The following is a 23,979-nucleotide window of genomic DNA, read 5'->3' as shown; positions in this document are numbered from 1 at the left end:
GTGCTCAGAAACCGGGTTTTTGACGAAATAGTTTGTTACAGCCCCAGAAACGGTAAAAAACCCGGTTTCTTGGTGTTGATCCGTCGAGGACTGAACTTGTGAAATAGCGATCGCCCGATTATATCAAATCCGTTAGCATCGTCCTGTATTCATCTCTTTGTTCTCTTCCTCTGCGTTCTCTGCGTTCTCTGCGGTTTAATCATTCCAATGCAACCGGAATTGATATTATATCATGTCGGATCGATCGCCCATAATACAATTGCCGGGGCCCGTTTGTGAGATTGTCCGTTTTTGGCAAATATTATTGGCTCACGGGCCCCTACAGGAATCAGGGTAATCGACCGGACATTATATGACTACTAACTACTGACTAATGACCTTTTCCTTTTTGTTTTCCGCAGCCAGCGCTGATACTTCCTGGCCAAGGGGAATCTCGATGACAAACTCTGCACCTTCCCCGGGCGCGGAAATACACTGCAATTTGCCTCGGTGTTTTTCAACTATAATCTGATAGCTGATTGACAGTCCCAAGCCTGTGCCTTTGCCGACGGGTTTAGTAGTAAAAAATGGGTCGAACAACTTGCCAATAACTTCTTGATTGATTCCCATCCCGTTGTCGGCAATCCGAATTGTTAGTGTGTGTGAATTCGCAGTGGTGCTAATCCGAATTATGTTGGGATTAGCATATATTTCTTGTGAAGAACGCTTGCGGTTGTACTCTTCGAGGGCATCGATCGCATTTCCTAACAGATTCATAAATACTTGATTGAGCTGACCTACATAGCACTCGACTTTTGGGAAGTTGCCGTATTCTTTGATAATCTCGATCGCGGGACGAAGTGGATTACCTTTGATCCGGTGCTGCAAAATTACCAAAGTGCTTTCGATTCCTTCGTGAATGTCAACTAGCTTCATCTGCGATTCGTCGAGTCGGGAAAAGTTGCGCAAGGATACAACTAAGTCGCGGATGCGATCGGCTCCTACTTTCATTGATTCCAAAATCTTCGTAAAGTCTTCCATTAAGAAATCGATGTCAATATCTGCGGCTGCTTCTACAATTTCCGGGACGGGATTTGGGTATTTTTCTTGGTAAAGGTGGAGCAAACCGAGCAAGTCTGTGGCGTATTCGCTGGCGTGGGTGATGTTGCCGTAGATGAAGTTAATCGGATTGTTAATTTCGTGGGCGACGCCGGCGACTAGCTGCCCGAGAGAAGAGATTTTTTCGGTTTGGATGAGTTGAGTTTGAGTTTGGTGCAACTCGCGGACAGCTTTCTCTAGCTGGGCTGCTTGCCATCGATACTGTCCCTCGGACTGCTTGAGTGCTTCCAAAACTTGGACTCGATCGGTAATGTCGGTGTGAGTTCCCACCCATTCGCGAATGCTGCCGTCTTCTGCTAAAACTGGAACTCCGCGCACCCAGAAGTGTCTGTAGCTGCCGTCTGCTGCCCGCAAGCGGTGCTCGACTTCGTAGAGACTTTTAGTTTCTGCAGCGCGCTTCCAAGCTTGGGCCGCGATCGCGCGATCGTCTGGGTGAATTGCCGCAGCCCAGTTTTCTGTAGCTTCCTCGAAAGTTTGACCTGTATATGCCATCCAGTCGATTAGTGTGATGGGCTTTCCCTGGCCGTCTATCGTCCAAACCATCTGTGCGGTGGCCATTGCCAGCGATCGGTATCTTTCCTCGCTCTGACGCACAAATTCTTCGGCTTGCCGGCTGGCTGTCACGTCGCGCAAAATTGCTGTGAATATGATTTCCCCTGCAACTTCGAGTTTGGAAATAGAAGCTTCGGCGGGAAATTCCGTACCGTCTCGGCGGCGGGCGAAAATTTCTTTGCGGCTGCCCATTTTTCGGGCTTGTTTAACGTTGCCGAAATTACTGACGAGGTGGCTGTGAGGGGCGACAAAAGCTTCGGGCAACAGCAGGCTCAGGGATTGCCCGATCGCCTCAGCAGCCGTCCACCCAAAAATCCGTTCTGCACCTTGGTTGAACAGGATAATTTTTTGGTCCGCATCCACGGAAATAATCGCGTCCTCGGCAATTTCTAAAATGCCGGCGAAACGAGCTTGAGACAGTTGCAGCGCTTGTTCAGCTTGGAAGCGATCGCTGATGTCGCGGGCGATCGTCGAAATGTATGTGAGTTTGCCGTCTGGTGCAGAGTGGGAGATGATGACTTGGCTGACAGGAATTTCGAGTCCCGATGTTGACACAAAGGCTGTTTCTCCGCTCCAAAAGCCACCGGAAATAGCGGTGGCGATCCCTTGATTCAAAGTGCTGCGGGCTGACGCTGCCGTGAATTCTGCAACTTGTCGGTTGGATATATCTTCGTTTTCGTCTATACCCACCATTTTTCGACCTGCTTTGTTGATGTAAATGGGGCGTCCTTCGAGGTCGCAGATACCTACAAAATCCGGCGTTGCTTCCAGAATTGCTGCCAGATTGCTTTTGGCGATTTCGGCTTGTTTGCTCTCAGTAATATCCCGCGCGATGCTAACTATACCGCTGATATTTCCTAGCCCGTCCCGGTAAGCGCTTTTTGTAGAAAGAAATGTCCGCAAATTGCCTTTAACTGGCAGTTCCTCTTCGATTGATTGCGTTTCTCCCGCTGTCATAATTGGGAGATCAGTCCTCCTAATATTGCCCGCAATTTCCGGCGGAAATAACTCGCTGTCATCTTTGCCGATAATGTCGTCTACAGACTTGCCAATTATACTGGCTCCCGCAGCATTGAGCATCATGTAACGACCTTGAATATCTTTGACAAATAGGGCGGTCGGTGTACTGTCTATCACTGCCAGCAACAGGTTGTAGTTTTTTTGAAGCGCCTGCTTTGTTGTTTGAGAGTCGAGAATTTGCTGCTGCAATTGTTCGTTGGCGATTTGCAGTTGGAGAGTCCGTTTCTCAACTTTAGTTTCTAAGTCTAATTTAGCTTTCCTCAGTCCCAATTCCGCTCGATATCGCTTCCGGTCGGCGGTGCAGAGAGTTTTTGCATTCTGCCAAATCAGAACTGTAAAAATAATTACGTTCAATACGCTTAACAGCGATATCCCTACCTCCGACGTGTAGGCTTGTAACCGCTCTCCCGTGAGGATGAAATAACCCACTAAGGGCGGGATAATAATTGCCTGCGGCAACAAGCGCCTCGCCATGATGCCACCCGCGCGCTCGCTGGCGATTACTGCTATCAATCCTCGCTCTGGACAGGCAAATAAAATGCCGAAGCTCAGCAACATAAATGCTGCGGACGTGTGCAAAGCCATGCCTGTATAATCGCCAATTCTGTAAAATAAAGCTTTGCCGTAGATGTAGCCTATTAAACCCATAAATGCAATTAAAAATGCACAACAGCTTAAGATTTGAACCCGTCGGTATTTAGGGCGGCGTTCTGACAGCAGCAGCAGGGCTGTTCCCAGCAATAAAAAAGCAGCAGCAGTATTCGGCGCCATGCGTCCTGGTGTTCCGCGGCTTGTCAAGGCGTAACTCTCTTTAAATAGGAGTTGGTCGATGCCTAAGTCTAAATTAAAGCGATATTGAGCTAGGGTTAAGAGGCTAATTAATATCATTAAAAATGAACCGCTAGAAATTAAAAATTTAGCGATTTTTTGATGCTTTCTTGCTGTTAATTCGGCGCGCCGCCGCTGTTGGATGTACAGAGAAAACCCGCCCAAAATAAAGCAGACCGCAGTATTGGCTTTCATGGTAACCAGTCCGGGCAGAATGCTCTTTAAGAGTGGCAGATCGAATATCCAACCCAAAATGACTGTACAGCCGATCGCGATTACTGCAATACTAGCTTTTTTGGAAAAAGACTGAACTGCCGCAATTGGGGTTGAGGGCTTTTGCACTTGTTGTGGTGGTTCAAAAAGTTCCAATTTCTCGCTCCCTCAAATTATTTGGATTTCTACGTATCTAAGGTAACAATAAATACTGTAGTTATATTGTTGCCCCCTATACAAAGCTGCTTAAGATTTTCTTAAAACAGCCCTGCATAAAATATGAATTATTTTATCTAACTTTAGAGAGATAGTCAACCAAAGGCTGAAAGCTCTTATATAGAAGGCATTCGGCAGAATTCAACTTTATTTTATGCTTGTAAGTTAAAATAAAAAATTCCTTGTTCCTTGGAAATTAGCGCCCGATTCATCGGGCTTGCCAAGTGTTTTTACTCAGTTGAGCGAGGGGTAATGGTAGCGGATGAATCCCTCGCTCACAAGATCACTTACATTGTAAACCGGGATCGGCGGGTGCGGTTGATGCGATCGGCACAAAAGTTACGCTAAACAGTTGTTTAAAAGACTTGAGTAAATTCACTAAATCGCTTATAACTTTAAGCTTGAAAACTTTTGCTACAATTCTCAATCTTATACCCATTATTAAAAGAGCCCGGTAAGGACACGGCTCTTGAAGTGTCCCTACAGATGCTCGCGTACAATGCGGTTGGGTTTTGTTCATCAACTAATGACTAATGACTAATGACTACTGACTACTGACTACTGACTACTGACTACTGACTACTGACTACTGACTACTGACTACTGACTAATGACTACTGACTACTGACTAATGACTACTGACTACTGACTACTGACTACTGACTACTGACTACTGACTACTGACTACTGACTACTGACTGCTGACTACTGACTACTGACTCCCAACTTTTGAAGTGCTTGCAAAGCTTCGGTTGCTGACGGGTAACGCTGGGGGAAAGCGTACAGTACCATATTGTCTAAAACGCTAGCAAGCTCGGGGGTGACAGTTGCATTGTTCTGCCAGATGAGATTGCCTAAATTATCGACTCTGAGTTGTTTCGGCTGCATCCCTGTCAAGGCTTGAATCCCGATAATCCCGACAGCATAGATGTCGCTGCAAAATTTCGGCGAACCGATGGCTTGTTCGGGAGGGATGTAGTCTTGCTGAGTGCCTCCGCGCGATCGCGTTTGACCGATGCTGTTGTGCGAGGTGTTAATTTCTTTAACGGCCCCAAAGTCAATTAATACAATCTTGCCATCTGATGTCCGCCTGATTAAGTTCTGAGGGTGAACGTCGCGGTGAATTACATCTTGTTTGTGAACGAATACAAGCACTTCCAAGATATCTTTCAACAAAGCAATAACCTGATGTTCTTCCCAAGGTTGACCTTCGATTAGTTCTTGATACAGGGGTTGCCCTTCGATGAATTGATAGACTAAATAAAAATATCCATCTTCTTCAAAGCGAGCTAACAATTCCGGTATCCGATCGTGTTTGCCCAATCGATATAAAACCCGCGTTTCTCGATCGAATAGCTGGCTGCTTCTCTCAGACTGGCTTTTCAGGCGCTTGACGAGGCACAAAGGTCGATCGGGCAAATTCTCATCTTCAGCCAGATAGGTATTGCTGTACTCGGTGCTGACTAAATGTTCTCTGATTCGGTAACGCATCCGCAGCAGCTTTTGCAATATCGGATCGACAGAATTAGCTCGTTGTGTGCCTTTTTGTACAGATCTCATGATGCAGTCCCAAAGATTTGCTCCCACTACTCTTTCTTCTTGTCCAATAATTTCTGCTTGCTTCAGTACCTTGGTGAGGTCTTTCCACAAGTTGTAGCCGACATACCGCCCCAGGTAGCCCACTGTGTACCCGCGGGCGATCGGATCGTTTTGCTGAATTTCTTGGTACGTCAAACCCCCTACAACACCTCGAATTATCGACTGTTGCAACCGACTCAGGTGTTTTTCCGTTTGTTCGTATACCAGATTGTCCAAAAAAATTATTGCTTCTTCTACTGTCATAATTTCATGGCTTAAGTTACTTGGGCAGCAGCCACACATTTTGTTTTTATATTTCTGTTATAGACCGTTTCCTTTAATTTTTTTCGGCTTTTTTATGGGTGAAACATATCTTGATAAATATGACTTTTATGAATCAAGATTGTGAATTTTATGAGATTAATTTACTTGACAAATGGTTGATATTAATTCCGGTTGCACTCCTTATCATTGTTGACTGATGACTGATGACTGTTGACTGTTGACTGATGACTGATGACTGTTGACTGATGACTGATGACTGTTGACTGTTGACTGATGACTGTTGACTGATGACTGATGACTGAGGACTGATTACTGATGACTAATGACTAATGACTGTCAGCCGAAAAACTGAATGATAGTTGAGTATTGACTGTTGATTCGATTTGACAATTCCGATGCTAGCGGAGTTGATATGAGGTGTTAATTTAAATTGACTGATTTTTCTCAAAGACGAGCTTAGGGATTTAAAAAGATATTGCTGAGAGTAGTGAGGACGTGCATCGTCTGAGTTTTATGAGGACTCTAGTCCTCACTACAAACCTATAAGGGTTATTTGAGCCGGATAAGCTGTTCTGCATTGAGATTTAAATGGGGCGGGCTCTCCTGCCCACCCCACAATAGTTTCAAGAAAAAAGATTGTTAAAATTAGATGCGCGCCAGCTTATTAACTGTTAACGGCTAAGCTGTCGCGCATTTAAATTGTATATTCAGGGCGGGCGAGACGCCCACCCCACAAGACTTTGATTTTTTTTAACATACAATTTAAATGCCGCAACAGCTTAACAGTTAACAGTTAATTTTTCATCTTGTTCACGTAGCCCCACAAACTGTAATCGCGACTCAGCCAACCCCGGAAAAAAGCCATCTGACTCGGATCTTCTTGCACCCTTTTGTAACGGTAAATAATTCGTTCGTTAATCATTTGCAGCGCCGTATTTTTGTTGTTAGCGGCTTTCAATGCTTCCTTGGTGCGCGGGTCAAAAATGCCGGTTTGCGGCAATCCTAAGGCTTGCTGGAGAAAGGTAATAGAGTTATTAATACCGAAATTAACGGCGGTGTCAAACATGACGATCGCCAAAGCCGGCTGCATCGTGTCCGAGAGGCTCGAATCCCAGTAATATTTATAAATTTCTAGGAGCTCTGCTTCGGACATCTGCGTCACGTCGAGGGGCGGAAGCCCACGATTGTAGCGGTAGGCGTTGTATTCCGTTTGCAGGACCCCCCGATAAGTTCTGCCGCCCTTATCCGCAGGGTGATTGCTGAATCCGCCCTCAAAATATAGAGTGAAATAAAGAGCCGTTTGAAATACTTTCTGCCGAAAGCTGGCTGTCTGCTGCTGTGCGAGAGTCTTTTGGGCCAAGGGTAAGGGGATTGCCAAGGTTAACAAGAGTATCCCCAGCAGGAGGTTTGGTTTCCACCTGATGTTATGTTGGCGCTGTGTCGCTTGCTTGTCGCTCATAAATTCTCTGTGACGATCGCCCGTAGTTCCGCTAAAACTGCTACTCTGCAAAATGATCTAGATTCAACCTTTAACTTGATAGCACAGATAGGCCGCCAAATGAATTCTGATTTTCGCAACCAATCCGAAACACCCCAATTTGAAGATGCTGCATCGCTGACAGTCGTTGCAGAAATGTATTACTCTCAAGGCGATTTAGCAGCAGCCGTCGCTGCTTGTCGCCGAGCTCTGGAATTGCAACCGGATTGGGCGGCGGCTTACGTGACGATGGGCAATGTGCAGCAAGCAAGCGGCCTTCTTGAGGAAGCGATGCGGTGTTATTCTGAGGCGATCGCCCTGAATCCCGATTTTGCTGAGGCTTATACTAATTTGGGCAGTATGCTTTACAAACAAGGGCGTTTGGTGGAGGCTATTGTCAATTACTCCAAGGCGATCGAACTTAAACCGAATTTGGCTGCAGCTTACTGGAATTTGGCAGGAGCACTTAAGCTGCAGGGGCAGCCGGATGCAGCGGTAGCATACGAGCAAAAAGCTCTCGAACTCAATCCTCATCTAGTTGAGGTAGATTTTTACTTAAAATTAGGAGATAAATTAGCGCGGCAAGGGCAGTTAGATGAGGCGGTGGCTGCATGGCAGCGGGCGATCGCATTCAAACCCGATTTAGCCGAAGCATACTGTCAAATTGGCATAGTTTTGCGCCACCAAGGCAAATTTAAAGACGCCATACCCAACCTTCAAAAAGCCCTAGAAATTAAACCCGATTTTATTTCCGCTCACCAACATTTATGCGGCATCCTCAGAGATACTAGCGATTTAGCGGCCGCGCGGCAAGCCGTTCACAAATACAGCCAAATGTGTGCCGAAACCGATCCAATTATGACCGCGATTTACTTCGTCAGCACCTATCAAGTGTCGGGATTAAATCAAATTGCGGGCGAGCGTTTTTTAGAGCTAGAATCGTACTTGCAGCAAAACTTAGAAACCGCTAGTTCGGTAGAAATTAAATCGCTTTATGCAAACTTCTTATTCAGCACGCCCTATTTGCGAGATGACTTGGCGGCCAACTCAAAACTTTACAGATTAATTTCCCAAAAATATATCGACCAATGTATCAAACCTAATTTTTCTCAACCCGCAAATTACAGTTTCAAACCAACTGCTTTGAAAGGCAAGTTAAAAATAGGCTTTTTGTCCAATCACTTCAGTCGCCATTCTGTAGGTTGGTGCAGCGCTGACATCATTCGCGAATTGTCGGAGATCACACCCAATTTATATTTGTACGCTTCCGAAAAAATTGTTCCAGACGAGCTCACTCAGCAATTTGAGAGTGTGGGCAAACTGACTTTTCCGAAAACGTACCCGAACGGACTTGCCAATTCCGCAGAAATTATCGACCAAATTCAGCAAGATAAATTGGACGTTTTAGTCGATTTAGATTCTCTCAGCGTACCAATTCACGCTGACATTCTCTACCAAAAACCCGCACCAGTTTGTGTTTCTTGGCTCGGATTTGATGCCCCTTACATATCGGCGAAAAATTACTTTCTTACAGACTGGCACTCGCACCCAGCCGGACGGGAAAAATATTATGACGAGCAGCTAATTAGGATGCCGGATTCCTTTGTAGCGGTGTCAGGTTTTCAGAGATATGGAGTCGATCCGGTTGCATTGAGAAAGTCGAATCGGATAGGTTTGGATCAGATAGTTTACCTGTGCGTCGCTCCCGGTAGAAAATTTAATCGCGACTTGGTAAAAGCACAAATTGCGATTCTCAAAGAAGTGCCGAACAGTATCTTAATTCACAAAGCTTTAGGCGATGCTGCCGTGTTTGAGGGTGCGTATCACCAAGCTTGCGAAGCTGAAGGAGTCGGCAGGCACCGAATTAAGTTTTTGCCGAGGTTTGCTACTGAGGAAGAACACAGAACTATCTATTTGCTGGCCGATGTTTTGTTAGATTCTTATCCTTACAACGGAGGAACTCACACTTTAGAGGCTTTGTGGTTTAATTTGCCCGTGGTGACTCGCACAGGAGAGCAGTTTTTGTCGAGAATGGGTTATTCGTTTTTGCAGGCTTTGGGGATTGAAGCTGGTGTGGCTTGGTCTTGGTCGGAATATGTCGATTTGGGTGTAAAATTGGGTAAAAATGGTGAATTGAGAAACGCAATTAAAGCACAGTTGGTGAAATCTAAAGATCAAGCCAATTTGTCGCCACTGTGGAATCCGAAAAAGTTTGCTGGTGATATGTATGCGGTGTTGGAAAAATTGTGTAAAATGGTTTGACCCGCGAATTATAGGGGTAAGGTGCGGTGTGCATGGAACCCTACATAATTAGGTTGTTAAGCTGTTGTGCATTGAGTTTTAACTTTGAGTGGGGGTTCGCGTGCCCACCACACAAGAGTTTAAATCAAAATAATTAAGCGGTAAGGTGCGGCGTGCATCGCCCCACATATACAGGCTCTCAACCCATATCGCAGCACTCATTCATAGTCTAAAATCTAAAATGGTATGACTTTAACACTGCCAACTATTAAGTTTTTAAAACAGCCGACTTCGGAAGCTTGGATAGAACAGGCGATCGCCCATTTGGATACAATCTTATTAGACCATTCTCACTGCGAGCGGAAAGCGGCGGGAGTAGCGTTAAATTTGATGTTTCGCTACCCAGCCCGGGAAAAATTGGTGAGGATGCTAACGGCGATCGCCCGTGAAGAATTAGAGCATTTCGAGCAAGTAAACCAGCGGTTAGAAGAGCGCAGCATCGCTTTGGGCCCTTTGGCCGCACCTCCTTACGGTGCCGGTTTGTCCGCCCAAATTCGCAAGCAGGAACCGGAGAGACTTTTGGATTCTTTGTTAGTTTCTGGTTTGATAGAAGCGCGCAGTCACGAACGGTTGGGGTTGCTGGGCGATCGCTGTCCCGACGCCCAATTGGCTAAGTTTTACCGCAGTTTGATGGCGTCGGAAGCGCGCCATTACGGGGTATATTGGATTTTGGCAACAACTTATTTCGATCGCGCTCTTGTGATTGACAGGCTGGAGGAATTATCATTAGTAGAGAGCGAGTTACTGGCAATTCTTCATCCTGAACCGAGAATTCACAGTTAAAAGCTAGCTGCATTTAAAGACGGTAAAACACAAAAGATCACTAATTTTACAGTCGCTCAAGTCAAAAAATAAATATTAAGTTGCAACAACCAATGAAAACCCAACATCTCGATTTTTTAATTCGTTCCTGGGAAACGCGCGATCGCGCTGAGGCGTTCTATTTAATTAGAGATGTTTTAGCAGAGTACGGTTTAAAATGTGAACCTCACGGGGCAGATCGAGATGTCTATGATGTTGAACTGCATTATCAGAATAAAGGCGGCGAATTTTGGGTAGTTGAACGGCAGGATAAAATAGTGGGTACGGCGGGTTACTATCCGATTGAGCGCGGGAATAATGCTGTGGAAATTCGCAAAATGTATATTTTGCCAGCAGCAAGAGGACAAGGTTTGGGGAAATTTTTACTGCAAGAATTGGAAAGTAAAATTATCGCTCGCGGCTTTGATGAAATCTGGATAGAAACTGCTAGCATTCTCAAAGAAGCTGTTAAAATGTACGAAAATAGCGGATATCTACCGACAACTGGCGTGGAGACGCAAAGGTGCGATCGGGTTTACGTAAAATCTCTAGATATAAAAAAGCTACAATAAGGTTTGTGTAAACAATGATTAATTTACTCAGTTTCAATCAACAACAGCAAATAGCTGGCGAGGCATTTCTGCCTTTATCTTCTGCCTTACTTTTGTACTGATTGGTTATTATGTGATAGGGCTGCCCCTACCGTTATTAAATACCCCAGAGTCGCGCCTAATTTTCAGCCTTCGCTGCCAAATTTTTCCGGTACTGATGTTATTTGCCGGCATAGTTGCAGTTGGTAATGGTAGATTTAGCAGCCCAGCCATCAACCCTTTAGCGAATGCCGAATCAGAAGCAATGCGGATTCATTTGCGTTATCTGAGCAACACTCTAGAGCAATTTGTGCTGTTTTTTGTAGGCAGTTTAATCCTTTCTACCTTTTTAGATACTTACAGCATCAAGCTGATTCCAATTTTGGCAAGTTTGTTTGTTTTCGGAAGAATAGCGTTTTGGATAGGCTATCTCAAAGAGCCGATAGAACGAGCTTTTGGGCTGGGAGTTACTCTGTATCCTACTATTGCCGTACTAATTTATGATGCCTACCGCGTACTATTTGTCAATAGCTGAGGGATTTGATAGTTTTGTGAAATAAGACTTATGCTTTCATTAGTCCTGTGAAACCCTAAAACTAGGAGAAAAACAAATGACTATTCCCACAGAGAAGAGTCACTCTCAAAATCATGCTACCAACAAATTGCTAGACGGTCCTAAAGGCGCTATATTTGTTCAGACAGTGCGGGGAATTTTAAATCCTCTGTATGATTTAGATAGTAATTATCAACGCTACGGCGACATTTATATCGCCCAATCCAGCATCTTTCCGCCCCAAGTAATTATTAGCAATCCTCAAGCTATTCAAGAAATTTTTACCGCCGATTCCAAACTCTTTAAATCCGGTACGGCAAATAACATAACGCTACCTTTAGTAGGCTCCAATTCGTTATTGTTGTTAGATGGCGATCGACATTTGCAGCAGCGCAAACTTTTAATGCCACCTTTTCATGGTGAACGCATGAAAGCTTACGGACAAATCATCCGCAATACCACCGAAAAAGTAATTAATAATTGGACTTCTGGTAAGTCGGTTATCGCGCAATCAACTATGCAGCAAATTTCCTTGGAAGTAATTTTGCACACGGTTTTCGGGCTGAGCGAAGGAGAACGCTACCAGCAAATTCAGCAACTAATTATTAATATGTTCAGCCTGTTTAGCAATCCATTAAACGCTACCTTTTTGTTTATCAAGTCGTTGCAAAAAGATTTAGGTGCTTGGAGTCCTTGGGGAGGATTTCTGCGACAAAGACAGCGTTTAGATGAACTGCTTTATCAAGAAATTCGCGATCGCAAAACTCAGTCTGAACCATTGGGCGAAGACATCCTGAGCTTGTTAATTTTAGCTCGTGACGAAGCAGGAGGGCCGATGAGCGACGTTGAATTGCGGGATGAATTAATGACAATCTTATTCGCAGGACACGAAACTACAGCCACAGCTTTAGCCTGGGCTTTGTGTTGGATTCACTACATCCCAGAAGTCCGTGAAAAACTGCTGCAAGAACTCAATTCTATTGATGTCGAAAATTGCGAGCCGGCGGAAATAGCTAAACTCCCGTATTTGAATGCTGTCTGTTGCGAAACGCTGCGGATTTATCCGATCGTACTTTTTACATTTCCGCGCCTTCTGCAAGCTCCGATGCAGTTAATGGGTTATAATATTCCCAAAGGAATGATACTTGCTCCCTGTATTTATTTGGTTCACCACCGTCCTGATATTTACCCGGAACCTAAGCGTTTTAAACCAGAACGTTTTCTAGAAAGGCAATTTTCGCCTTACGAATATTTGCCATTTGGGGGAGGGAACCGCCGCTGTATTGGCTCGGCATTTGCAATGTTTGAAATGAAGTTAGTATTGGCGAAAGTGCTGTCTCGATACTCTTTAGAACTTGCAGAAAATCGTCCGGTTTTGCCAGTACGCCGCGGTTTGACAATGGCACCGGCTGGTGGTGTGCGTTTGGTGGTAAAGGGTAGGATTTGAATCCTATCAAATCCGGTCGATAGAGCACAGATGATATGATACCGATACAACGGGTTTTAATTTAATTTTTGCCGCAGAGGAATCTCGATCGCAAATTCCGAACCTTCTCCCAATACAGAATTGCAAGAAAGCTGGCCGCCGTGTTTTTCTACTATAATAGAGTGCGAAATCGCCAATCCTAAGCCAGTTCCTTTGCCAATGGGTTTAGTAGTAAAAAACGGGTCAAACAAGCGCTTTTTCACATCTTCGCTCATCCCGGAGCCGCTGTCAGCTATCCGTATCGCCACGCAGTTATTGTCGGTTACTTCGGTGCGAATCGTAATTGCGAGATTTTTGGCGGTGCGATCGGATTTGTTCATCTCCATTTCCAATGCGTCTAGCGCATTGCTCAACAAATTCATAAATACTTGATTTAACTGACCGGGATAACATTCAACTAAAGGCAAATTACCGTATTCTTTAATCAGATTAATTGTCGGGTAATCGGGTTTATTTTTCAGGCGGTTTTGCAAAAGCAGCAGCGTGCTTTCAAGGTTTTCGTGAATGTCAACTTGTTTCATTTCGGCTTCGTCAAGTCTTGAGAAAGTCCGCAGGCTCAAAACTATGTCGCGGATGCGATCGGCTCCGACTTTCATAGATGCTAAAATTTTCGGTAAATCTTCAATAATATAATCAATTTCAAAGTCTTCTCTGGCATCTAAAATTGTTGCGGTTGGGTGCGGGTATTCCCGCTGGTAAAGTTTCAGCATTCTTAGCAAGTTTTGAGTGTATTCGCTGGTGTAGCTGAGATTGCCATAGATAAAATTAACCGGGTTGTTAATTTCGTGGGCGACACCTGCTACTAACTGTCCCAAACTAGACATTTTTTCACTTTGAATTAATTGAGTTTGGGTGCGTTGGAGTTGGTGCAAAGTTTGTTCTAGCTGTTGAGTTTGAGCTTGAGCTAATCGGGCCGCTGTGCGGGTTTGGGTGTAGAGTTCGGCGTGGTCGATCGCGATCGCAATTTGAGCGACCACCGCTTGCATCAGTTCGACTTCCGATTCGCTCCAATTTCGCATGGATATAGCCTGATAGCAGGTAATCACCCCAATATCGCCGGAAGCAGTATGAATTGGCAGCGACAGCACTGAGTTAAAATTTGAAGCCTGCAAAACTTCGCGCAATTCTACATCTTCAAAAGTGCTGACATCATCAATTCGCAGAATTTCTCGCCGCAAAATCTGTCGCACTGCGAGACTAGATTTGTCGTCTACAGGATAAGTGCCAAGCATACTCGGCAAATCTGCATTCTTCGCTTCGTAAGTTACGTCCCAAACCGGAGGATTGCTGTTGGGGCGATACCAAGTGAAGATGCACCAATCTAGGTGCATCAGATTGCGAATTTGTTGAACGGCGGTTTCTACAATTGTGTCTAAATCTAAAGAAGTGCGGATTTGGTTGGCAATTTGATTGAGCAGTAGTTCTCGCTGAGCTTGTTGTCTGAGCGCTTGTTCCGATCGCACTAAAGTTTCTTCTGCAAGTTTGCGATCGGTTAAATCTTGGATCACTGCTTGGATAATTTTTTCATTTCCCACCTCGATGACTGTCAGCACCACTTCTGCGGGAAAATCAGTACCGTCTAAGCGCCGATGAACCCAATCAAAACGGTGCTTTCCCCGCTCAAAGGCGAGATCCATCATTTCGTGGGCCAAGCTCAAAGAATCTCTGCCGTTGGGTTGGAAAGGAGGCGACAGTTTGCCTGGGTTTTTGCCGTACAAATCTTGCGGGGTAGTGCAGCCAAATAGTTTTAGGGTGGCTGTGTTGGCATCGGTGATGTCATTGTCATATAACATAAAAACAGGCAAACTGGTTAATTCGTAGAGCGATCGAAATTTGGCTTCCGACTGCTGCAATGCGGCTTCTGTTTGCTTGCGATCGGTAATGTCGGCAACCATTGCCAAAGCGCCCACATAGCGTCCTTGTTTGTCTGCCAAGGAATTAGTAGAAACCATCGCCCACAACTCGCTGCCGTCTCGGCGACGGAACTTAAAATCGAGCTGTTCGCGAATTCCTTCACGGCGGCGGTTGAGACTGACTTGTGCGATCGCCATGCCTTCTGCATCCATGAAAGCAAATAGCGACTGTCCGATCATTTCAATAGCGGTGCAGCAGAGCATATCGGCCATTTTTTGGTTGACAAAAGTAGTTTTACCCTCCGTATCTATCATCCAAATTCCTTCGTCTGCTGTCTCGACAATGCACCTGTATTTTTCCTCGCTTTCCCTAAGGGCTTCTTCTGCTAAGTGTCGAGCCGTAATGTTTTGAGTCATTAGCAATCCGCCGATAATTTCTTGCCGTTCGTTTCTGACTGGCAAAGTATAACCGAGGTAGACGCGATGGCTGTAAATAAATTCTGTAACAACTGTTTCTCCTGCCAGTGCCGCCCGATAATTTTGCTCGACGGCAGCGCAAAAATCTGGCTCGAATACTTCCCAGATTGTCTTGCCTTCCATCAACTCTTTGGAAAGCCCCACTGCTGCTAATTCTGTACCTTCTACCAGCGTGTAGCGCATTTCTGGATCGAACAGCATCACCGCACCGTTAGGAAAGTTGCTTGCCATAGTGCGGTAAAGCTGTTCGCTTTTTTGCAGTGCAGCTTCTGCAAGTTTTCGATCGCTAATGTCAATTATGACTGCACCGATGCCGAAGGCCTCGCCATCTTTATCGAGCAGGGGAAAATAAGAGCCTGTCAGGTGTCGGACAAACCCCGGCCTTCTTGGATTGTCACCACTCATCTCCATGTTAATTAGGGGTTGTTTCGTCCTCAAAATTTGTTCATACAAAGGCTCTACAATGGGAGCGGTATTCGGCAATATTTCGCGTACAGTCTTGCCTATGTGTTCTGCTGGACTCAGGCAATTTATTTCTGCTATAAATTGATTAATTTGCACGTACCGCAGTTGGGAGTCAAAAATGCAAAGCCCCGCCGGCGCCTCCTGGAAAAAGGCATCAAATAGTGCTTGTCTCTGTGCTAATTCTTGTTCTAAAGCTTTGCAAACGCTGAGATCTGTTAAATAGCAAATCATCCCGATCACTTCTCCCGTCTTGTCTTTCAATAGCGAAAGTATCAGGTGCGAGGAAAATTTTTCTCCCGATTTACGGCTTGTTATAACTTCTATTTCATGAGCGCCTTTTTCTTGTAGCGGTTTGATGACTTGCTCTAATAAAAATTCGTGCTGTTCTGGCGGGTAAATTAGAGAAATGTGCTGTCCGATCGCCTCACTTTCTTGATAGCCGTATAACTTTTGAGAGGCTTGATTCCAAATGGTGATCGAGCCGTCCATATCTGTAGCAATCACCGACTCGTGAATTTGGTCGATAATTTGACTTTGGAGACGCAATTTTTCTTGATTCTGTTCCAGTTCGGCGATTTTTACGGAGAGTAGCTTCTGAGTTTTTGCCAGTTCGGCAGTCTGCTTTGTCAGCAATTTTTCTAAATGTGAATTGCAGTGCGGCTCGCTATTTTCAGGCCCAGGACTAAAAATTTCTTCAGCACTCAGCCAAATCGCGCACTCTCCCTCTGTTTCAATTGCCCACTCGGAAACTCGCACGGGTACAAGATGGTTGTTTTTATGTTTGTATGCTGCTTCGCAGGGGCCCGTGTGGCTATTTTTTGCTTGACTTTCTAGATATTTTTCTGGGCCCGCGCACTGTGTTTGCTGAATTTCCCAGTAGTTGAGGTGGAGAGTTTCTGCAACTGTGCGGCCGATAATACTTGCAAAAGCTGGATTTACGTCGAGAAAAGTTCCGTCCGTCCGGCACAATGCCAGCCCGAGCGGGCACAGTTCTAACAATTGGCGGTTGCAGCGATCCCGCTTGGCTTTTCCTAACTGGCTTTGCATCTGACCTAGCTGGACTTTAATTATTTAATTATATCTTTTTATCTTGTTTATTGCTGTGACTTTGATCATTGATTAAGGAAGAGAGAAGAAGTAAGTTCGGCAACGAGCCGTCTACGAGATTTAACAAATGTAACGAATTGATGCTGAGGTTCGAGGGAAGAAGGAAGAGATTCGAGGGAAGTTCAGCAACGATCCCTGTACGGGATTTTACGGATGGATGTTGAGGAAAAAGACAGGATGGGGAAACAAAAATGAGTAATAATCAACGGGGAGCAGGAAAGAGGGAATGAGAATAAACCAGAAAAATCACAAAATAACAAGTACAAAACTGGTACAAAGACCATTAATTTATACATGGTATCTTCCCTCCAATCTTCTTCCTTCTTCCTTCTTCCTGACATCCGTTACATCCGTTAAATCCGCCCTTGCGAATCCGTTGCCGAACTTCCTTCTTCCTGACATCCGTTACATCCGTTAAATCCGCCCTTGCGAATCCGTTGCCGAACTTCCTTCTTCCTAACATCCGTTACATCCGTTACATCCGTTACATCCGTTACATAATCCGTTGCCGAACTTCCTTCTTCCTTCTTTTTTCAATTAATCGCGGGCAATACCTTCAGATCGGGCGGCCAACTGCACTGCACCGGCGACAGCAATGGCCACTCTTTCGTCAAAAACCGATGGTATAATGTGCTCTTTGTCAAGCTGGGAAGGACTGACTAAAGAGGCGATCGCATAAGCTGCTTCCAAATACATACGGGTCGTAATCGTGGCAGCTTTGCAGTCCAAAGCACCTCGAAATATCCCCGGAAATGCCAAAACATTGTTAATTTGATTCGGGTAGTCGCTGCGTCCGGTTGCTATGATCGCCGCATCTTCCATAATTAATTCTGGCTGAATTTCGGGAATGGGATTTGCCATTGCAAAAACAATGGGATTTTCGGCCATCAAACGCACCATCGACCGGGTGAGCACGCCTGGGGCGCTGACGCCTAAAAATACATCGGCACCGGCGATCGCATCTTCCAAAGTACCGCTCGAGGGTACAGCAAATTCTAGTTTTTCTGGGTTCATATCCGTGCGGTCTTGGGAGAGGACGCCTTTGGAGTCGCAGATAATGATGTTTTGGGCACCTGCTTTACGCAGCAACCGGGCGATCGCGACTCCGGCCGCACCGGCTCCGTTAATCACGATACACACTTCTCCTATTGTTTTTTTCACGATTTTCAAGGCATTAATTAATGCTGCCAAACTGACAATTGCAGTACCGTGCTGGTCGTCGTGAAAAATCGGAATATCTAAGGTTTCCCGCAATCTTGCTTCGATTTCAAAGCAGCGGGGAGAAGAAATATCTTCGAGGTTAACGCCGCCAAAAACCGGGGCGATATTCTGCACGGTGCGAATAATTTCCTCGGTATCTTGGGTATTCAAACAGATAGGAAAGGCGTCAATACCTGCAAATTCTTTAAATAGCATGGCTTTGCCTTCCATGACTGGCAGTGCGGCGGCCGGGCCGAGGTTTCCCAGTCCCAAAACTGCGCTACCGTCGGTAACAATGGCAACAGTATTGTGTTTGATTGTGAGGTTATAAACTTGTTGGGGGTCATTGGCGATCGCAGTGCAGATGCGGGCGACTCCAGGGGTGTATGCCATTGCCAAATCCGACTGGCGTTTGAGGGAAATTTTGCTTTCTACGCTGATTTTTCCGCCGCGGTGCAAGTTGAAAGTGCGATCGTACACGTCGATCACTTTGATATCTGGCAGTTCTTTCACTGCTTGGACTATTTCTTCACTGTGCTCGGTGCTGTAAGCATCGACGGTGATATCGCGAATGGTAGTGGCGCGGGTTTGCTCGATCAAGTCGATTTGGCCGAAGTTGCCGCCGACAGATGCGATCGCGCTGGTGACTCTTGCGAGCATTCCCGGCTGATTCGGGAGAGCAACCCGAATTGTTAAACTAAAGCTGGGGTTTGGTGTCAGTTTTACCATGATGTCTTGATTTCAGATTTGAGAATTTCAATCTTAGATTTTATCGCCAATGTTAGGCATAAAATTTAATAATTCAAATTTTCAACTGAAATTTTTAACAAATTCTATGAGCCTGTGATACGATCGCTCTGCACTGCCTTTGGTTGCCGCTGGGAAACTCATCTTTTTTTGAGTTGAGCTTTGCTCTGTGTATAGCTTGTGACTCGCCCACAAATAGCCTATTTTCTGTCAAGTTCGCAGCGAACCGCGAATATGAAGCGCGGGCCTCTAAACCCGGTTTCTGAGGTCAACGCGCGCAAATCTTATCTATTTTTGATAATATTTCTGCTTATTGTGAACATCTGCAGATATTTCGCAAAACTCTATTTTGCAGCGATAGCGCCTCATTCCTGCTGCTGTCTTTAGAAGCGAGACACCCAGGAGAGTTGATGCGGCTTTTTGGTGGCTTTTAGTGGGGAGGTTAAAAGTAGATGCACGGCTGTTTGAGCCGGCAGTTAAAAATCCGATCGACTCAGAAGCGGGCATTTGATATATATATTGCCTGCTTGTTTAACACTTGCCTGCAGATTGCGAGTGCAACCTTGCTGCGCGATCTAATTACCTGCACGCTTTACCCGATAATTCCAGCGACTGTAACTAATAGGCAATCTACCCCGCGCCGACACAGGCACAGGTTCAGCCCAGCCTTGCTGAGTTGCTGGTTGCTAACTGTCAATTTTATCGATCGGTCGCAGCATCGGCACATATAATAGTAAAGAATTTGCAAGCCAGACAATCCGGGGGAACTTTTTCTAAGTTTTCCAGATCGACCGATTGCTCAGCCTCGCTGCAGGCGGGAAGTATGCACAGGGCAACTTGTCCGACTCCTGCCATGAGTTCGGCAACTCGCTCCAAAATACTGTCCATTTTGTCAATTAGTTGCTCTGCTGCATCCAGACTCGGCGCGATGATGAAAAAGGTTTTGACTCCATCGGGACAAGGGGCGAAGCCGAGGGTACACTCTCGTAATAGTGCTTGGGTGGAGAGACTGAAACCGTCGTAGAAGCGAGCGATTACTGCTTGATAAAAGACTTGGGTCAGAGAGCGATCGCCAAAAATAGGTTGAGATAACATAACTACTTCCTTTCGTAGGATTTTTGGGTGCATTGAAAAAATTTTAACATACCTTAATGTAAGCGATTTAACAAATGATCTAGCGATCGAGATCATTGATTAGATGTGACATTTTTTAATGTGTGTAGGGCTCGCAACTGTGATAAAATGTACTAGGTGTTAGCGCTGCCAGTGATTTTTATCCGATCAGCAGCTCAAAGCTAAGTACAAAATTTCTTAGTAGTTGGTCCGAGGAGGAGAGGGTCCGATGGAGAGGGTCCGATGGGGAAATTACCTAAGTAGTAAGTATTATTGGCAAAAAGTGCTTAATCTAGAGTTGAAAATAAACATCCAATCAAAATATTTAAGATGAACTCGATCGCCCAACAGTTAAAAGCAAAATTTGAAAAAGCATTCACCGCTGCATTCGGCGAAAGTTATGCAGGTGCAGATCCGATGCTAGCCGCCGCCAGCAATCCCAACTTTGGGGACTTTCAGTGCAACGCGGCGATGAGTTTGGGGAAAAAGTTAGGAAAGCCCCCGCGGGCGATCGCCTCGACAATCATCGAAAACCTAGATATTACTGACATCTGCGAAACCCCAGAAATCGCCGGGCCCGGTTTTATCAATTTGAAGCTGAAACCGGCTTATTTGGAAGCGCAAATTAGTGCGTTAGCGAAGCCCTCGAAGAGGATCGCCGCCGACTCGCGTTTGGGGATTGAACCGGCGAAAACGCCTCAGACAATCGCGATCGACTTTTCGAGTCCGAATATAGCCAAAGAAATGCACGTCGGACACTTGCGATCGACAATCATCGGAGATGCGATCGCCCGCATCCTCGAATTTCAAGGCCACGACGTACTCAGAATCAACCACATCGGCGACTGGGGCACCCAATTCGGAATGCTGATCGCATACTTGCGCGAAGTTCACCCCGAAGCCCTCACAACCGCTGACGCCCTAGACTTAGGAGATTTAGTCGCATTTTACCGCCAAGCAAAACAGCGCTTTGACACAGACGAAACCTTCAAAGAAACCGCCCGCCAAGAAGTAGTAAAACTGCAAGCAGGCGCAGAAGACACCCGCCGCGCTTGGAAATTGCTGTGCGATCAATCGCGCCGCGAATTCCAAGTAATCTACGACTTGCTCGATATCAAATTAACCGAACGCGGCGAATCGTTTTACAATCCTCTATTGCCCGGAGTAGTCGAAGATTTAACCAATCTAGGTTTGGTAGTAGAAAGTGACGGCGCGAAATGCGTTTTTGTAGACGGTTTCACCAACAAAGAAGGCGAACCACTGCCACTAATTGTGCAGAAAACCGACGGCGGCTACAACTACGCCACCACCGACTTAGCCGCCGTGCGCTACCGCATCCAAAAAGACAATGCAAAGCGCTTAATTTACGTCACAGATTCGGGACAAGCAAACCACTTTGCCCAAGTATTTGCAGTTGCGAAAAAAGCCAATTGGATTCCGGAAGATGTCGAGATTGTCCACGTTCCCTTCGGTTTGGTATTGGGAGAAGACGGCAAAAGAGCCAAAACTCGTTCTGGGGATACAGTACGATTGCGAGACTTGCTCGATGAAGCAATTGTCCGCGCCCGCAAAGATTTAGAATCGAGATTGGAAGAAGAGAAAAGACACGAAACTGAAGAGTTTATAGCTAACGTAAGTCGAGTAATTGGTTTGAGTGCGGTTAAGTATGCCGATTTAAGTCAAAACCGCGCCAGCAACTATGTATTTAGTTACGACAAAATGCTCGCATTGCAAGGAAATACCGCTCCTTATATGCTGTATGCTTACGTGCGCGTGCAGGGAATTCGCCGCAAAGGTGAGATTGATTTTGAGAACTTAGATGCTGGTGCGGAAATAATTTTGCAATCAGATGCCGAGTTGGTATTGGCAAAGCATTTATTGCAGTTGAATGAAGTGATTAATGCGGTTGGCGGCGATTTGTTGCCGAATCGAATTTGTCAGTATTTGTTTGAATTGAGTCAAAAATTCAATCAATTTTTTGAGCAATGTCCGGTTTTGAAAGCTGAGGAACCGTTGCGGACTTCGCGGTTAATTTTGTGCGATTTGACGGCGAGGACTTTGAAATTGGGATTAGGATTATTAGGAATTAAGGTATTGGAGAGGATGTAAGTTTTTAACCGCAAATAAAGAAAGAGCCATCGCTTTTTTGAAGATAAGCAGTGAGAAAATATTGGCTGATTCATACTAGAAAAAACGTTCATAATCATCGTGGTTTCCAATCCAAAACCATGTCACGGTATCTCCTTGTAAAATCCCCACTTCTCCATAGCCGCGCGTGATTCTCGCAGACCAGATATTTTCTTCCTGGTTGATGCACTTGAAGTGCAAAGATCGATGAAAGGGATTTTCCAGCCAGAAACGATAAGCTTTTCTAGGTTGCTCTTTTACTCTACGGTCAAGAGAATTGTATTTTTCCCAAAAAGAAGGAAGGGTGGCAGATTTCATAACTCATTGAGTCTCATTTCCTGTGCCTTTCCTTCAGCAATTTCTTGTTTTGCGCGTTGGGCAGCAGCCACAAGTTGCGGTTGCGTTTTCTTGAAAGATTCGTCTCATTGAAGCTCATCTTTTAATTCTGCGATATACTCTTTCAAGTATTCTGCTACTTGCTGCTGTAAAGTTTCTGGCAGAGACTGCATCATCTCGATCGCTGCATCAATGCCTTCCCACAGTTCAGAAAGCGGTACAGTCTCTCCTGTCATTGCTTCGTGCCATCCTTGACGAAAACAGTCTTCGCCTGACTTCAGCCGTTCCTCAGCAAGAACAATAACGCGAACTCGGCGATCGGCAAATTTGGCTGATTGGGCGAGAATTTCTTCCCACGTTCCCTCTAGTTCTAACACTTGTGCTGTCATTGCTTTTACTTTTTTTAAGAGTTGAATTTAGTAAATTATAACGCATTTCTCAAATCGAGCATTCACGGCTTTTTGTAAACAATCAAGCTCTCCAGAATGCCTTTAAACATTGTTACGACAATTTGGCGATCGTTATCCCTCATAAATAGATCGTAGTTAGGAGTTGAGTTAATTTCTATTAACCAATATTGTCCCTTTTTATCTAGTGCGATGTCAAACCCCGCATAATTAATCGCCATTTCTGCAAAAACAGGTTTAACAAAATCTTCAATCTCAGACATGAGATTTGGGTTAATTATATGTTTGGCTTTTGCACCTTCCCAGTGCAGCGGGCTTAAATTACCCGCAAATTTAGCCTGAGATTTGTCTTTCTCGTACAGCAAAACTAGCTTTTCTTTGCAGAAGACAGCCCGATATTCGTGGGCAATTTCGATGTATTCTTGAGCTAGCGCCACATAGTCATAATTTTTGCTGTTGATGTTAAATATAATTTCTAGGGCTTCTTGAATTTGCTCTCTACTTTCACACAAAAAAACATTGTTGCCACCAGCACCGCGATTTCTTTTGAGAATCATCGGCAGAGCGAAATTTTTGTTTACTTCTAAAAGTATTGATTCAATATCTGGGAAACTCAAATACTTTTTATACTTCTCCTGGCAGTGAGGCGAGACAAAACCGAGAGTTCTGGGAGTATTTATTTTGCCTTTTAATATTTGATAAGTATATTCTTTGTCTTTAAAAATTTTTGCAATTGATGCGCTGTTAAATGGCATCAGGTAATTTACAAAATAATAGTTTTCCCCTCTATGTTTGATTCTAATCAAGTTTTGGGAATCATGCAGGATTTCGTAAGGGATATTTAATTCCTCACAAGCTGCCAGCAGGAGTTCAATATTGGTTAGCATAAAATGCAATTTCAATTGGGAATTTTAACTTTAGTATACAGCATTACTCAATATCCCGCCACTCGCGAGCATCAACAAATCTCGACAAATGCCCCACATTTGTTGTAGCAATAACAACCTCTTCTCCACCTTCACCAACCAGCAAACCTTGAGCCGCTAAAATCACATCTCCATCAAGTTCTTTCGGGTGTGCTGTCGGGATTCCTGCTTGACGGGATTCGGCCCACAACTAAGCAGCCTTGAGAATTACTGGCGTTGTTAT

At 45.0% G+C, this 23,979-nt stretch carries 17 protein-coding genes; 6 read left to right on the top strand and 11 right to left on the bottom strand.

From position 1 onward, the window contains the following. Positions 1-363: 363 nt before the first annotated feature. The 3 genes from ACUVJL_RS08665 to ACUVJL_RS08655 all read right to left on the bottom strand — a co-directional run bounded on the left by ACUVJL_RS08665 (position 364) and on the right by ACUVJL_RS08655 (position 7,249). Entirely contained in the window at positions 364-3,867 is a 3,504-nt protein-coding gene (locus ACUVJL_RS08665; RefSeq protein ID WP_445245469.1) for a PAS domain-containing sensor histidine kinase, read from the bottom strand. Between the two features lie 765 nt (positions 3,868-4,632). After that, positions 4,633-5,769, bottom strand: a complete 1,137-nt coding sequence (locus tag ACUVJL_RS08660; protein WP_445245468.1) for a protein kinase domain-containing protein — start codon at positions 5,767-5,769, stop codon at positions 4,633-4,635. Between the two features lie 814 nt (positions 5,770-6,583). After that, complete coding sequence (locus tag ACUVJL_RS08655) at positions 6,584-7,249, bottom strand: glycoside hydrolase family 108 protein (protein WP_445245467.1); 666 nt, start codon at positions 7,247-7,249, stop codon at positions 6,584-6,586. A gap of 99 nt (positions 7,250-7,348) precedes the next feature. Here ACUVJL_RS08655 and ACUVJL_RS08650 point away from each other — a divergent pair, with 99 nt between their 5' ends. The 5 genes from ACUVJL_RS08650 (at position 7,349) to ACUVJL_RS08630 (ending at position 12,959) form a co-directional block, all read left to right on the top strand. Continuing rightward, positions 7,349-9,529, top strand: a complete 2,181-nt coding sequence (locus ACUVJL_RS08650; RefSeq protein WP_445245466.1) for an O-linked N-acetylglucosamine transferase, SPINDLY family protein — start codon at positions 7,349-7,351, stop codon at positions 9,527-9,529. 225 nt (positions 9,530-9,754) lie between these two features. After that, positions 9,755-10,351 (top strand): tRNA-(ms[2]io[6]A)-hydroxylase, encoded by a 597-nt coding sequence (locus ACUVJL_RS08645; protein WP_445245465.1) that lies wholly within the window; start codon positions 9,755-9,757, stop codon positions 10,349-10,351. 92 nt (positions 10,352-10,443) lie between these two features. Then, on the top strand, positions 10,444-10,941 hold the full coding sequence (locus ACUVJL_RS08640) for a GNAT family N-acetyltransferase (protein ID WP_445245464.1): 498 nt from the start codon (positions 10,444-10,446) through the stop codon (positions 10,939-10,941). Positions 10,942-11,137: 196 nt separating this feature from the next. After that, on the top strand, positions 11,138-11,494 hold the full coding sequence (locus ACUVJL_RS08635; protein ID WP_445245463.1) for an MAPEG family protein: 357 nt from the start codon (positions 11,138-11,140) through the stop codon (positions 11,492-11,494). 76 nt (positions 11,495-11,570) lie between these two features. Next, on the top strand, positions 11,571-12,959 hold the full coding sequence (locus ACUVJL_RS08630; RefSeq protein WP_445245462.1) for a cytochrome P450: 1,389 nt from the start codon (positions 11,571-11,573) through the stop codon (positions 12,957-12,959). Positions 12,960-13,015: 56 nt separating this feature from the next. Here ACUVJL_RS08630 and ACUVJL_RS08625 read toward each other — a convergent pair whose 3' ends face one another. The 4 genes from ACUVJL_RS08625 to ACUVJL_RS08610 form a co-directional block, all read right to left on the bottom strand. Next, entirely contained in the window at positions 13,016-16,840 is a 3,825-nt protein-coding gene (locus tag ACUVJL_RS08625; protein ID WP_445245461.1) for a PAS domain S-box protein, read from the bottom strand. Positions 16,841-17,183: 343 nt separating this feature from the next. Continuing rightward, positions 17,184-17,363 (bottom strand): hypothetical protein, encoded by a 180-nt coding sequence (locus tag ACUVJL_RS08620; RefSeq protein WP_445245460.1) that lies wholly within the window; start codon positions 17,361-17,363, stop codon positions 17,184-17,186. Between the two features lie 74 nt (positions 17,364-17,437). After that, a complete protein-coding gene (locus tag ACUVJL_RS08615; RefSeq protein WP_445245459.1) occupies positions 17,438-18,829 on the bottom strand; it encodes a malic enzyme-like NAD(P)-binding protein in 1,392 nt (463 codons plus the stop codon). A gap of 717 nt (positions 18,830-19,546) precedes the next feature. Further along, entirely contained in the window at positions 19,547-19,942 is a 396-nt protein-coding gene (locus tag ACUVJL_RS08610; protein ID WP_445245458.1) for a hypothetical protein, read from the bottom strand. Between the two features lie 348 nt (positions 19,943-20,290). On the opposite strand from ACUVJL_RS08610, the gene argS reads away from it, so the two are divergent. Then, entirely contained in the window at positions 20,291-22,069 is a 1,779-nt protein-coding gene (gene argS / locus ACUVJL_RS08605; protein WP_445245457.1) for an arginine--tRNA ligase, read from the top strand. 75 nt (positions 22,070-22,144) lie between these two features. Here the strand turns inward: argS and ACUVJL_RS08600 are convergent, their stop codons facing one another. From ACUVJL_RS08600 to ACUVJL_RS08585, 4 genes are all read right to left on the bottom strand, one after another. After that, entirely contained in the window at positions 22,145-22,405 is a 261-nt protein-coding gene (locus tag ACUVJL_RS08600; protein ID WP_445245456.1) for a hypothetical protein, read from the bottom strand. Between the two features lie 104 nt (positions 22,406-22,509). Then, on the bottom strand, positions 22,510-22,812 hold the full coding sequence (locus ACUVJL_RS08595; protein ID WP_445245455.1) for a hypothetical protein: 303 nt from the start codon (positions 22,810-22,812) through the stop codon (positions 22,510-22,512). 62 nt (positions 22,813-22,874) lie between these two features. Next, positions 22,875-23,717 (bottom strand): ATP-grasp domain-containing protein, encoded by an 843-nt coding sequence (locus ACUVJL_RS08590; protein ID WP_445245454.1) that lies wholly within the window; start codon positions 23,715-23,717, stop codon positions 22,875-22,877. Positions 23,718-23,760: 43 nt separating this feature from the next. Further along, positions 23,761-23,946: a hypothetical protein gene (locus tag ACUVJL_RS08585; protein ID WP_445245453.1), complete on the bottom strand. Its 186-nt coding sequence runs from the start codon at positions 23,944-23,946 to the stop codon at positions 23,761-23,763. Positions 23,947-23,979: the final 33 nt, after the last annotated feature.

This window comes from Microcoleus sp. OTE_8_concoct_300, assembly GCF_031383065.1.
In the GTDB taxonomy this organism is placed as follows: Bacteria; Cyanobacteriota; Cyanobacteriia; order Cyanobacteriales; family Microcoleaceae; genus Microcoleus.
This window is presented reverse-complemented; position numbering and strand designations above follow the sequence as displayed.

Excerpts from the sequence above, each read along its gene's own strand:
- argS (WP_445245457.1), top strand. The coding sequence starts at position 20,291 with ATGAACTCGATCGCCCAACAGTTAAAAGCAAAATTTGAAAAAGCATTC.
- ACUVJL_RS08635 (WP_445245463.1), top strand. The coding sequence starts at position 11,138 with ATGTTATTTGCCGGCATAGTTGCAGTTGGTAATGGTAGATTTAGCAGC.
- ACUVJL_RS08625 (WP_445245461.1), bottom strand. The coding sequence starts at position 16,840 with ATGCAAAGCCAGTTAGGAAAAGCCAAGCGGGATCGCTGCAACCGCCAA.
- ACUVJL_RS08620 (WP_445245460.1), bottom strand. The coding sequence starts at position 17,363 with ATGTTAGGAAGAAGGAAGTTCGGCAACGGATTCGCAAGGGCGGATTTA.
- ACUVJL_RS08630 (WP_445245462.1), top strand. The coding sequence starts at position 11,571 with ATGACTATTCCCACAGAGAAGAGTCACTCTCAAAATCATGCTACCAAC.
- ACUVJL_RS08590 (WP_445245454.1), bottom strand. The coding sequence starts at position 23,717 with ATGCTAACCAATATTGAACTCCTGCTGGCAGCTTGTGAGGAATTAAAT.
- ACUVJL_RS08615 (WP_445245459.1), bottom strand. The coding sequence starts at position 18,829 with ATGGTAAAACTGACACCAAACCCCAGCTTTAGTTTAACAATTCGGGTT.
- ACUVJL_RS08600 (WP_445245456.1), bottom strand. The coding sequence starts at position 22,405 with ATGAAATCTGCCACCCTTCCTTCTTTTTGGGAAAAATACAATTCTCTT.
- ACUVJL_RS08645 (WP_445245465.1), top strand. The coding sequence starts at position 9,755 with ATGACTTTAACACTGCCAACTATTAAGTTTTTAAAACAGCCGACTTCG.
- ACUVJL_RS08595 (WP_445245455.1), bottom strand. The coding sequence starts at position 22,812 with ATGACAGCACAAGTGTTAGAACTAGAGGGAACGTGGGAAGAAATTCTC.
- ACUVJL_RS08655 (WP_445245467.1), bottom strand. The coding sequence starts at position 7,249 with ATGAGCGACAAGCAAGCGACACAGCGCCAACATAACATCAGGTGGAAA.
- ACUVJL_RS08650 (WP_445245466.1), top strand. The coding sequence starts at position 7,349 with ATGAATTCTGATTTTCGCAACCAATCCGAAACACCCCAATTTGAAGAT.
- ACUVJL_RS08640 (WP_445245464.1), top strand. The coding sequence starts at position 10,444 with ATGAAAACCCAACATCTCGATTTTTTAATTCGTTCCTGGGAAACGCGC.
- ACUVJL_RS08610 (WP_445245458.1), bottom strand. The coding sequence starts at position 19,942 with ATGTTATCTCAACCTATTTTTGGCGATCGCTCTCTGACCCAAGTCTTT.
- ACUVJL_RS08660 (WP_445245468.1), bottom strand. The coding sequence starts at position 5,769 with ATGACAGTAGAAGAAGCAATAATTTTTTTGGACAATCTGGTATACGAA.